Genomic DNA, 12,497 nt, shown 5'->3' with positions numbered 1-12,497 from the left:
GTTTGCGCAAGTTTTAAACAAAACGGGCGCTAAGCGCCCGTTTTTCATACTCTTTACCCTAAATATGGTGTTTTCAGTGGTTATTTAGTCTGTTTTTCTGCAACCTGACTCTCATTATCCTGAGCATCTTCGCGATGAACCAAGACTGCTTCATCGTCGCTGTCTCCCACCACATCTTCTAGTTTCACCTTCTTTACCGTGCGGAATGTATTAATCGGTCCGGCCAACGCATATAAAGAGAACACGATGAACAGGACAAGTGCTGGTTCAGTCGCTACCACCACGAAGACTAACAAAATCAGTAAAAGTGCAACAAAAGGAACTTTACCGTGCCAGTTAACTTCTTTAAATGAGTTGTACTTAAAGTTACTCACCATCAGTAAACCAGCTAAACCGGTAACCATGGCTACTATCGTAGACACCGGTTGCGCCGTACCTGTTACGTTATATTCCACACCTACCCATACAAATCCGGCAACTAAAGCAGCGGCAGCAGGAGATGCCAAGCCCTGAAAGTAGCGTTTATCAACAATACCAATATTAGTATTGAAGCGCGCCAAGCGCAGTGCCGCACCAGCTACATATATAAAAGCTGCTAGCCAACCTAATTTACCTAAGTTCGCCAGACCCCAGTTATATGCCACTAATGCTGGTGCCATACCGAATGACACCATATCTGACATAGAATCGTATTCAGCACCGAATTCACTCTGGGTATTGGTCATACGAGCGACCCGCCCGTCGAGACCGTCGAAGATCATCGCCACGAAAATGGCAATCGCGGCCGCTTCGAACCGTCCATTCATTGAAGACACGATCGCAAAGAAACCGGAAAACAAACCAGCGGTAGTCAGTAAATTGGGTAACAAATAAATACCCTTGCGTTTTGAATCAGACATTTAACACTCCATAAATCCTGACAAATAAGATAACACAAGCCTAAAGTTAAACGCATTATAGGTTTTATCATTCATACCTGAAGCATCTCGCAAATAACTCAAACTTAGATTTAGCATGTTAATGTAAGCTTTGGGTTGAGGTGTCAGAAGTTTTTACACCCTCAAAGAAATTAGCGACAATCGCAAACTAATCAATTGAATTAAAAGGAAAAATTATACGGCATAAACTTTGCCTAGGCCGGATTAGGATTGAGAGGTTAGGTTGTCTCTGAAAAGAGCTTGAGGTTTATTAAATGATAAAAAAAATACTTGGCGTAACCGCACTTACGGTTGTGTCGTTGTCGGCGTTAGCTGCCACAGAAACATGGGATTTCACGAATAGCAACGGAAACAGTAACGTTTATATCGGGCAGAATACTCCCTTAAGCGTAACCGTTAATGGATTCTCCATAGCAAATTCCAGTACCGATCTAAGTACCGCGACAAGCGCCACTGTAACTCATAATTCTTGGGGCTTATTAGTAGAGAACTCTCGAGATACAGACTCTGCACAATTCTATGGCAACAGCTACTGGGTTCCGGACCACGCTATCGACAGTTTCAATGGTCGCACAGACTTCATTTCATTTGATTTTAATTACAATGTTTCGTTGGATGGTATGGATCTGGGGTGGACCAAAGAGTATTTCTACTCTCAGGGATATGTTCGCAGTGCTGACACCGCTGACCTTACTATCTGGAACAAGAACGAAAGCGGCACTTGGACAGCTCTGGCAAATTTAGCCGACCTAAATGCCAGTTATCATAATCTGACTGCATATCAGAATACACTGGGGTCATCTTCTAGCTGGGCCATTTCTGCTTACAACGCCAACTACGGCGGAACAAACTTATATGGCACATCAGGACTCAATGACTCTCACGGATGGGACATCAAGGGAGATGCATTCAAGCTAAAAGGCTTAACGGTCAGCTTTGAACAGCCATCAGGCAAAGGAGAAGGAAAAGTTCCTGAACCAGCGAGTTTCGCATTGCTCGGGCTTGGACTTTACATGTTACGACGCGGCCGTAAAAAATAACCTAGAAGCGTATACCCCAACCGACAGGTTAGTTACCATTGCTCAATCGTTTAAAATTGAAGCAGGTAAGAAACTTGTCGGTTTTTCGTTTACGGGCATTATGTGCCCTTTTAATTATCCCATTCTGTACACTGGCGCAGTCCGTCAACCAGTACTACGAGCAAGCATTAAGCGCGTATGATGGACAGAAACCAGATACCGCCTTCATACATTTAAAAAATGCGCTTAGGGACGATCCAAAACACCTGCCCTCGCGCTTGCTGTTGGGTAAAATTTATTTTGAACACGGCATTTTTTCTGAATCAGAACACGAACTCACGATTGCGTTGCAAGCTGGCGCAGATATCAATTTGGTTTTGCCAACCTTGGGCAATAGTTTATTACTTCAAAAGAAATCATCTGAGCTGCTCAAATACGATCAATATTACAATCAACTCGACCGTTTCGGTCAATTTGAGTGGCACATGCTTGCTGGGCAGGCTTATTTACAACAGGACAAACCTGAGTCCGCTGAGCATGAATTTCAAAAAGCTCTGGCAAAAGCGGCCAACGATACACGCGCATTGAACACCCTGGCGAGCCATTATATTGATCAAGCTCAGCATCTAAAGGCAACTTCGCTTCTCGAAAAGTCAATTCAGCTCGATCCCCAAAATAAAAAGACGCTGCTTATCCAAGCCAAAGTCCAGCGACTCAACAACAACCGAGACGAGGAATTTAGACTACTAAAAGCAGCCGAGGCTCTCGATGGCAACGATCCCATAATCTTAAGAGAACTCGTGGCTAACTTACTGAATCGAGGGAATATTGAGCAAGCAATTGACTTGAATGAGACTATCCTATCGCAGTCTCCGAATGATCCTACCGCCATTCTGATTAAAGCCCAGTGGTTAAAAGGACAGGGTAAGGACAAGGAAGCAAATACATTATTAGAAGCTCTGGCAAATAACTTATCGCTATTTGATGGCAGTGGTGGGAATGTCGAATTAGTGACAGGCATGACCGCTGACATGCTAAAGAATGAAGAGGCGGCGGTAAAATCTTTTAGAGCTCATTTGGTCAATCATCCAGACGATGTTGAGACCATCACCTTACTCACTCAACAATACTTGCGGGGTGGTAATTTCAACAAAGCGATAGATGTCCTACAGCAGCATTCGCGCGCGGTCTATCGGGACCTTCCTCTCGGTATTCAACTGGTCAATTTACTGTTACAGGAAAAAAATCCGTTCAAAGCAAGTCAGGTAGTTTCCGAATTGAAGCAGCACTTTCCTGCTGATCCACGTTTAACATTGCTGCAGGGAAGGATTTTTGCTTCTACAAATCAACCCGAAATCGCAATCGCTACATTACTCCAGACTCCACCTGACAAACGGAATTTGCGATTCAACATACTGCTAGCAAAGTTATATTTAAAAATTGGCAAGCTCGCCGAGTCAGAAAAAATTGTTAACGATATACCTGCGCCAGAGAACGATTCTGACAAAGTTCTATGGTTAAATTTACTCGCTTCTCAAGCCACCGCTCAAAAGCAATTTAGCAACGCGAAAAAGTTTGCGTCGGATGCATTGATAATTGCGAACGGTAATTTAGAAAGCCGGTATCTTTTTGCTAATGCGGCAATGCTTGCTGGTGAAATGCAAATTGCTGAACAACAGTTCAAAGCGATGCTTGCTGATTACCCTAACCATATACCCAGTGCTTTAGCTCTCGCTAAATTGATGCTCAACAAAGGCGATGTAGACCAAGCTCAATCATATTTGACGAAACTACTTAGCTACTCACCAGACGACACCGCTGGCCGCGAGTTACAATTAGCCTTGTATATGCATACTAATCAATGGTTGTTAGCGGAAAAGCTCGTAGCCGAGTTGCGCAAAACAGATGGATTAGAGCCGCGTTATCTATTAAATCAGGCCGTGGTGTTCCAGGCTCTACAACAACAAGAAAAAGCCGCGACCAATTATCAGGTACTATTTGAACAATGGCTCAATGATAAGGATGGCCTCAATACGCTTCTTGCTGCACAAATTAATGCTCAGGCATGGTCATCGGCTATTTCGACACTGAAGCGCTTACTCATCTTGCAACCCAACGACACACGCCTTCAGGTAACGTTGGCTCGAGCTAACTTTGCAACAGGTGATTTAAAACAGGCCAACGCAATTTTAAGCACGCTTGAAAAAAGTTCGGAAGTGGCTCCCCAAGTAGATTTGCTTAAGGCAGATATCGCACTCCAAGCGAAAGATATTGATACCGCGACTGCACTCTACAGACGCGCTCTTAAACTTGATCCAACGTTGCATATTGCACTCGTACAACTCTATCAACTCGCAAAAGACCATAAACAAGAGCAATCGTTTTTTGAGAGCGCTAATCATCTGTTGAATACCAGCAGCCAACCTGTGTGGGTGCGAAAACTCCTGGCTGATGCATACATGAACGCGAACGACCTCGGCATGGCAGAGTTTCATTATAAAAAATTACTGGGCACTGAGGCATTCAAACAATCACCCGTCATTTTAAATAACCTTGCCAACATTTATATGAAGGACGATCTGGATATCGCTCTGCAAACAGCAAAGCTTGCCTTAGACGGAAGCAAAGGTAAAAGTGCGTCTATTCAGGATACGGTCGGTTGGATTCTCGCTTTACAAGGGAAATATGACGAGGCGTTAGGCTATTTGCGCGAGGCCTCCGTGTTGGACGCGAACAACCCGGAAATTAATTACCATCTTGGTTACACCTTGCATAAGCTGGGGCGACGCGATGATGCGACCCGCCAATTAAAGATCGCCACTATGCAAGAAAATTACTCAGGTTATAACGACGCATTGCAACTGTTAAAGTCGATTCAATAAGCCACAAAAAAACCGGCTAGTTAGCCGGTTTTTTGTTTTTGCCTTAATGGAAGACAAGGCCATTCTCATCGGCATCCAGACTGATGGTTTGATCCACCTGCAACTCGCCACTGAGGATTTTCTGCGCCAGTGGATTTTCCACCTGTTGCTGAATAGCACGTTTCAACGGCCGCGCACCATACACAGGATCAAAACCTGCTTCTGCCAGTCTATCCAGTGCATCATCGGTAATTTCCAGTTCAAAGCCCCGCTCGCGCAAGCGTTTAAGTAAGCCTTGTAACTGAATTTTTGCGATATTACGGATTTGGTCTGCACGTAACGAGTGGAACACCACCGTATCATCTATGCGGTTAATAAATTCCGGACGGAAATGCATACCCACCACCTGCATAACCCGCTCTTTCATTTCGTCATAGTCAGCATCAGACTTGAATTCCTGAATAACATCCGAGCCCAAATTCGACGTCATGATAACCACGGTGTTTTTGAAATCTACTGTCCGACCCTGTCCATCAGTCAGGCGGCCATCGTCCAGCACCTGCAACAATATATTGAATACATCCGGATGGGCCTTTTCCACCTCGTCCAGCAGAATTACGGAATAAGGTTTACGTCTTACAGCTTCAGTCAGATAACCGCCTTCTTCATAGCCTACATAGCCAGGAGGGGCGCCAACCAAACGCGCCACCGAGTGCTTCTCCATAAATTCAGACATATCGATGCGCACCATGGCTTGTTCGGTATCAAACATAAAGCCGGCCAAGGCTTTACACAGTTCAGTTTTACCCACGCCAGTTGGGCCAAGGAATAAAAATGAGCCAATCGGACGATTCGGGTCCGCTAATCCAGCGCGTGAGCGGCGGATGGCATTGGATACGGCACTCACAGCTTCTTCCTGTCCGACAACCCGTCCATGCAGCGCGTCTTCCATACGCAGTAACTTTTCTTTCTCGCCTTCCAACATTTTCGCTACCGGAATACCGGTCCAGCGCGACAATACTTCCGCGATTTCGTTATCGGTCACTTTGTTTTTCAGCAGCTTAAATTCACGTGTCTCAGCCTCAGACGCTTGTTCCAGACGCATTTCCAATTCGGGGATGCGGCCGTATTGCAGTTCTGACATACGGCTTAAATCACCGGCACGACGAGCAATTTCCAAATCCAGCTTGGCTTGCTCAAGCTCAGATTTAATATGCTGGGTGCCCTGCATAGCGTTCTTTTCCGCATTCCATTCTTTTTCGAGACCGGCGAACTTCACTTCCAGTTGTTCACGCTCCTGCTCAATCAACTCAAGACGCTTATGGCTGGCTTCATCGGTTTCTTTGGCTAATGCCTGCTCCTCCAGTTTCAACTGGATAATACGTCGCTCCAGGCGGTCCATATCTTCCGGCTTGGAGTCAATTTGCATACGCAGACTGGATGCGGCTTCGTCAATTAAATCGATCGCTTTATCCGGTAATTGACGATCGCTGATATAGCGATGGGACAAACTGGCCGCCGCCACAATCGCCGGATCAGTAATATTTACACTGTGGTGCAGTTCATAACGCTCTTTAAGGCCTCGCAGGATGGCGATGGTATCCTCCACGCTCGGTTCATCCACCAGCACTTTCTGAAAGCGACGCTCCAAAGCGGCATCTTTTTCAATATACTGACGGTATTCATCTAACGTGGTCGCCCCCACGCAGTGCAGCTCACCACGGGCAAGCGCAGGCTTGAGCATGTTGCCGGCATCCATGGCACCATCACCTTTACCGGCGCCCACCATAGTATGCAATTCATCAATAAACAGGATGACCTGCCCTTCTTCTTTGGACAGCTCATTCAATACCGCTTTAAGACGTTCCTCAAATTCGCCGCGATATTTAGCGCCTGCGACCAAAGCGCCCATATCCAGTGACAACACCCGTTTATTCTTCAGCCCTTCAGGCACTTCACCGTTTACGATGCGCTGAGCCAGGCCCTCAACAATCGCCGTTTTACCCACGCCCGGCTCACCAATGAGTACCGGGTTGTTTTTTGTACGGCGTTGTAGAACCTGAATGGTACGGCGGATTTCTTCATCTCGGCCAATAACCGGATCTAGTTTGCCCTGTTCGGCACGCTCGGTCAGATCAGTGGTGAATTTCTCCAGCGCCTGACGCACGTCTTCGGCATTGGGATCATTAACTTTCTGACCACCGCGCATTTTGTCGATGGCATCCGAAATTTTATCTGCTGTAGCACCACACTGGCGCAGGATGTCGCCCAGACGGCCTTTATCATCACAGGCTGCCAGTACAAACAATTCCGAACTGATGTATTGATCTTTACGTTTCTGTGCAATTTTGTCAGTCATGTTGAGCAACACGACGGTATCTTTGCCAAATTGCACATCCGCCGTACCATCGACACGCGGTACACGATCAATGGCTTCTGCCAGCGCTGAGCGCAGGCTGTTAACATTTACGCCCGCCTGATCAAACAAGGCACGTACTGTCCCGCCTTCCTGATTAAGCATGGCGGAGAGCAGATGAACGGGTTCGATATATTGATGATCGCGTCCTAATGCCAGCGACTGGGCATCAGAGATCGCCATCTGAAATTTACTGGTTAATTTGTCTGAACGCATGGTCTGATCCCCTAAAACACTTCGATAAGCGCTATGTGGGTACAGAATTCAGGTGATTCAAGTTTTTAGCAAGGAATGTTACTGATTTGGATCAAGATAAATGCCGGATACTAGGCGGCCCGTTTGGCCGTCACGGCGGTATGAAAAATATTTTTCAGGTTGGGAAAAAGTACATTCTTGGCTTTGGGTAATGGCTGTCAGCCCACACGAGCGTAAACGCTGCCCGGCAATGCCTGCCAAATCGCATAAATGTTTGTCTTCCCGCGCAACGAAGTAATCATGCTCAGATAACAAAAATGCCTCCCTGACTTCCGCCCCAACTTCGAAATACGGCTGACTAATGGCGGGCCCAATCCACGCTAACGCGGCGTCAGAACAGCCCATTTGCTGCAGGGTATTTTCAATAATGCCATTGGCTAGGCCTCGCCAGCCGGCATGGATCGCAGCAACCTGCATAGTCTCTGGGTCAGCGATTAACACAGGCAAACAATCTGCCGTCATCACCGCACACACCAGACCTTCTGTCGCGGTAAAACTGGCATCTGCATCTGCAGGCTTGGCAGCATACCCGGTTAAACTAACAACATCCGTGCTATGGGTCTGGTTTAGCCATTGAATACGGCTGGCATGGGGTAATAACGCGCGGTTTGCAATAACCGCGTGAGGCGCATCCCCAACGTGAGCGCCGAGATTCAGGCTGGCGTATGTCCCTGAACTGACCCCACCACTGCGCGTTGTATAAAACGCACGAAACGGCACGGGCAAATTCCACTCAGGGACGATAACCATCAGTAATCCGGATTTAACTTAGTATCTTCGCGCAATATACCCAGTAACTGCACGAAATCATCCGGCAACGGAGACTGCCACCCCATCCATTCGCCCGTGATCGGATGGAAAAATTCCAGTTGAGCGGCATGCAATGCCTGGCGGCCGAATGTTCGCAGCACATCACTCAAGGCCGGTGTTGCTGATTTTGGTGGACGGGGGCGTCCACCATACAGCGTATCGCCTACCAGCGGGTGGTGAATATGCGACATATGTACGCGGATTTGGTGCGTACGCCCGGATTCCAGCTTCAAACGCAAATGGGTGTGTGCTCGAAATTTTTCTTTTACGCGGTAATGGGTCACGGCTGGCTTGCCGGTCTCCCGTACCGCCATGGCGGTACGTTTGGTGACAGAACGACCAATAGGCGCATCGACTGTACCGCCGGCGACCAGCGTGCCATACACAACGGCCTCATATTCGCGGCTCACTTCACGTAGTTGCAATTGCTCAACTAAATGCGTCTGTGCCGCAATGGTTTTCGCCACCACCATTAAACCTGTAGTGTCTTTGTCCAGTCGATGCACAATCCCAGCTCGCGGCACTAACTCAATTCCCGGCACATGGGCTAGCAGCGCATTGAGGATCGTACCGGCCGGATTACCTGCACCAGGATGCACCACCAGATTCGTTGGTTTATCGATGACCAGGATGTCGTCATCTTCGTAGACGATGTTCAATTTGATGTTGTCTTCAGCTTTATGCTGAATTTGCACTTCCAGTTGCGTAACAATCTCAACCTGTTCACCACCGTCTACTTTTTCACGGGGTTTGTCCCAAACCTTACCATCCAGCTGCACCTGACCGGCCAAAATCCAGTCTTTTATGCGTGAACGTGAAAAATCCGGGAACATTTCTGCCAGTGACTGATCTAACCGCTTGCCGAATAAATGATCCGGTACCACGGCGCTAAGTTCTACTCTTTCGTGCATGTGAGCCTATTTGTGGGCAATTTACTTGTACATAACCCAAAACGCTGGGTTAGAATGCAGTGCTTAATAATTCATATATTCTAACGGATTTTTGTCCGCGCCTGAACGCGAGACTGCTGTCACCTATGAAAAAAACAATGAAAAACCTGACAAGAATCACCTTAATCAGCACTATTGCACTGCTGACGGCCTGTTCCAGCTCGCCAGATAAGGACGAGCCACTGCTGAAAAATGCAGGACCACAAACCCTTTACACCAAAGCCAAAGAACAATTAACCACCGGCAACTACAATGCCGCGGTTGAAACCCTGAGTGCATTAGACTCACGTTTCCCATTTGGTCCGTTATCCCATCAGGTGCAATTAGATTTGATTTTTGCCTATTACAAAACGGGCAAAACGGATCAAGCGATTGCCACCATTGACCGTTTCATCCGCCTGAACCCTAACCATTCAGACGTAGATTTCGCATTACACATGCGCGGACTGGTCAATCTGGATGCAGATAAGAATCTGTTCCAGGAAATGCTCGGTATTGATCGTTCGGATCGCGATCCGTCTTATGCCCGTCAGGCGTTTGAAGATTTTCGCAGCCTGATCGAAAAATTCCCCAACAGCCGTTATGCAGCCGATGCAAAACAGCGCATGGTGGCCATCAAAGATCGTCTGGCCCGCTATGAAATCGAAATTGCACGCTTTTACATGGAGCGCCAGGCCTGGGTAGCTGCCGCCAATCGTGGCCAGTATGTGGTGGAATATTATTCCGATACACCACATGTCAAAGATGCCCTGCAGATCATGATCGAGTGCTATGACCAACTGGGCTTAGATGAGTTAAAGCAAAATGCCCGGACAACCTTGCTGCTCAATTTCCCGGATGCAGCAAACCGTAACGACAGTTAATAAAGCGCCTTAGGGCGCTTTTTTTATTTCGGTTCGATCTGTAGCGAATTCTCTTCTACATTGAATTTATGCGTTTTGGTTGTTTTCTAAACAGACCAATAACTTACGACCGCATAAAGCAAAAATTCAGGGGAATTCAGTATGCAAAATAAACGAACTCCGGTTTCGTCTCGGAAGGCGCCGCTTGGCAACAATAATCTTACTCTCACCGGTGAAACCCACGACGTCATCGTCACCTCCCCTGAACCGAAAAATCCCAGTCCATACCTGTATTTCACCGAAAGCGACTTAAATCGTATTCTGGCTAATCTCAATACTCTACGTGAGAGTGTGTACGCCAATGCTATGCACGACAAAACCGGCGAAGGCGTTGAGCAGGCATTACCCAGTTTTCCTTCTGTTTGTCTGATTGGACTTGGCCGCTGTGGTTCGAATATCGCCCTAGACGTTGCTCACTTGGTGCATAGCGCCCGCCGCTTTTATTTAAGTGAATTCAACTCAGAGCAAAAGCGGGTGCGTGAAAAGGACAATAAACCCTTGCAGTGGATCCAGCGCAGCTTGCATCTTAAACCCAGCAAAGTCATCAAACCGGTGTTTTTGATTGAACCATTAGTGATGCTTGGCGATTTGGATAAAGATATCGCCGGGCGCATTCGCTTTTCGTCCAAGGGTGAGAATCAAACCTTTCTGCGTGATTACAACAAACTGAAAATCATGGATTTATCTGAGGTGCACGCCGGTGGTTCGGGTAACGCGCCGATCCTGGGTCAGTATCTGGCGCAGATTATCCTGAATAAAGAAACGGATAATTTTAATGCACGTGACTGGAAGATGATCCACTCCTATCTGATTGATTCCTGTGGGATCAAAGCTAACCAGTCCAGACTGTACTTTTTCATCTTTAGCGCTGGCGGTGGCACAGGTTCAGGAATGGCCTCGGAGTTTGGTCTTGCGCAACAATACTCGTATATGAGTAAAACCTTCAATATCCGTACACCAAAGGAAATCAATAATCAGAGCCAGTCGTTTGTGTTCGAACCCATCTTCACCAGTGGGATCTGCATACTGCCAAATATTACCAACCACGATATCGAAATGTCAGAGGCGCTGCATATCAACGCAGGCCGTCTGCTTTGCAAATATCTATCCGAAGAGTGGAATTTCTCTTACAACCTGGAGAGTGATACCAAGCAAATCCATGACGACGATATCTTGCGACGCATTCGTCCGTGGAACGCCATGATGTTGATATCTAACGATATTATGCGCTACGCCGAGCAGGGGGATAACAGTGAACCGGCGCAGAATATTGATGTGAATGCGATGGAGAAGTACGCAAATCAATATATCAGCCAGCAGATTTTTAATATTCTCACCGCTCAGGCGGTTACCACAGATTACGATGAAAACTACTTCCGCCGTGCTGGCATCGATATTGGCGAAACGATTCGACTGGATGCCAACGATTTGTTTATGAGTTTGGCCGGACCGGTCGCGGTCGCCTACGCAGAGTCAGTAGTAACCGACAATGGTGTGGTCGAAAAACCTAAGCTGTTCAATTCTGACTCGGCAACCCTGGATATCGACGATTTATTCTTCCGCTCCATCGACTTGCCGCACTTTAATAAAGATACTCAGGCGATTGAAGGCGTGAGTCTGCTGCCCATTGAATCAAAACGTTATCGCAAAGCGCTCGAGCATTACCGTAACAACAACTACGACCCGAAATACTTACGCGAGCTGCACTTCTTCAAAAACTGTTCATCCGTGGTGTCAATTGTGTCACTGCCGAAAGACTACAAATTATCTTACGTAGCGTTGAATAAGCTCAAAACCCATCTAAACAGTTTATTCCCGAATACGACTCTGAAGCGCTACGCCCTGGTCATCGGTGCGTCAGCGAACCTTTCACTGACGACCCTGATAGCCAAGAGTCCCTGCTTAAGTGATGATTTCCTGACATTATTGGTCGCCTTTATCAAACGTTGCTTTGCCAAAGACCAGTATCGTTTCGATGATTCACTGGATCGCGCTATTGTTGAATTTATTCGTGCGCCAGAGCTGGATGAGAAAAAACTGGAGTCGATGCTGTGTGATTGTGAAAACCCGGCAAAAATTCTGGATACCAACTGGTACGCTATCAAGCCAATGTACGAGAAGAAGTACCGTGAAATTATCGGTGATAATAAGAAATTCCGCTCAATTAACGATATTCGCCTGACGCTGGATAGCGTGAAGAATGCCATTCGCTACTTGCGCGAAATCTATCGTCATCGTATCAGCAAAACTCAGGTTATTTCGCTTAATGATGACTTCTTGATTGAGGACGATATTCCCAGCCTGACCGAATCAGCGACGGAACCAAAGAAAACTAAGTAACGACAA

8 protein-coding genes are annotated in these 12,497 nt (G+C 46.9%); 4 read left to right on the top strand and 4 right to left on the bottom strand.

Translation table 11 applies throughout. The annotated features are described in order from the left end of the window. Positions 1-80: 80 nt before the first annotated feature. The gene (gene pssA, locus TK45_RS13135) at positions 81-899 is read right to left on the bottom strand and encodes a CDP-diacylglycerol--serine O-phosphatidyltransferase (protein WP_131259300.1); all 819 of its coding nucleotides are present in this window, start codon (positions 897-899) and stop codon (positions 81-83) included. A gap of 293 nt (positions 900-1,192) precedes the next feature. Between pssA and TK45_RS13130 the strand changes: the two genes are divergently transcribed. After that, positions 1,193-1,978 carry a PEP-CTERM sorting domain-containing protein gene (locus tag TK45_RS13130; RefSeq protein WP_131259299.1) on the top strand — a complete coding sequence of 262 codons (786 nt, stop codon included), beginning with the start codon at positions 1,193-1,195 and terminating at the stop codon, positions 1,976-1,978. A gap of 74 nt (positions 1,979-2,052) precedes the next feature. Beyond that, the gene (gene prsT, locus TK45_RS13125; RefSeq protein ID WP_165490788.1) at positions 2,053-4,839 is read left to right on the top strand and encodes an XrtA/PEP-CTERM system TPR-repeat protein PrsT; all 2,787 of its coding nucleotides are present in this window, start codon (positions 2,053-2,055) and stop codon (positions 4,837-4,839) included. Positions 4,840-4,882: 43 nt separating this feature from the next. Here the strand turns inward: prsT and clpB are convergent, their stop codons facing one another. The 3 genes from clpB to rluD all read right to left on the bottom strand — a co-directional run bounded on the left by clpB (position 4,883) and on the right by rluD (position 9,210). After that, a complete protein-coding gene (clpB, locus tag TK45_RS13120; protein WP_131259297.1) occupies positions 4,883-7,450 on the bottom strand; it encodes an ATP-dependent chaperone ClpB in 2,568 nt (855 codons plus the stop codon). 78 nt (positions 7,451-7,528) lie between these two features. Further along, positions 7,529-8,239, bottom strand: coding sequence for a peptidoglycan editing factor PgeF (gene pgeF / locus TK45_RS13115; RefSeq protein ID WP_131259296.1), 711 nt, complete (start codon positions 8,237-8,239; stop codon positions 7,529-7,531). Next, positions 8,239-9,210 carry a 23S rRNA pseudouridine(1911/1915/1917) synthase RluD gene (rluD, locus tag TK45_RS13110; protein ID WP_131259295.1) on the bottom strand — a complete coding sequence of 324 codons (972 nt, stop codon included), beginning with the start codon at positions 9,208-9,210 and terminating at the stop codon, positions 8,239-8,241. Before rluD ends, pgeF begins: the two co-directional genes overlap by 1 nt. A 137-nt stretch (positions 9,211-9,347) precedes the next feature. Here rluD and TK45_RS13105 point away from each other — a divergent pair, with 137 nt between their 5' ends. Together TK45_RS13105 and TK45_RS13100 are read left to right on the top strand one after the other, a co-directional pair. Beyond that, a complete protein-coding gene (locus TK45_RS13105) occupies positions 9,348-10,112 on the top strand; it encodes an outer membrane protein assembly factor BamD (protein ID WP_254426621.1) in 765 nt (254 codons plus the stop codon). Positions 10,113-10,253: 141 nt separating this feature from the next. Continuing rightward, a complete protein-coding gene (locus tag TK45_RS13100; RefSeq protein ID WP_254426620.1) occupies positions 10,254-12,491 on the top strand; it encodes a tubulin-like doman-containing protein in 2,238 nt (745 codons plus the stop codon). The last annotated feature ends 6 nt before the right edge of the window (positions 12,492-12,497 follow it).

The sequence above is a fragment of the Bowmanella sp. JS7-9 genome, assembly GCF_004329715.1.
Classification (GTDB): domain Bacteria; phylum Pseudomonadota; class Gammaproteobacteria; order Enterobacterales; family Alteromonadaceae; genus Pseudobowmanella; species Pseudobowmanella zhangzhouensis.
Note: the sequence above shows the minus strand (reverse complement) of the source record. Positions and strands in the feature narration are given on the sequence as shown.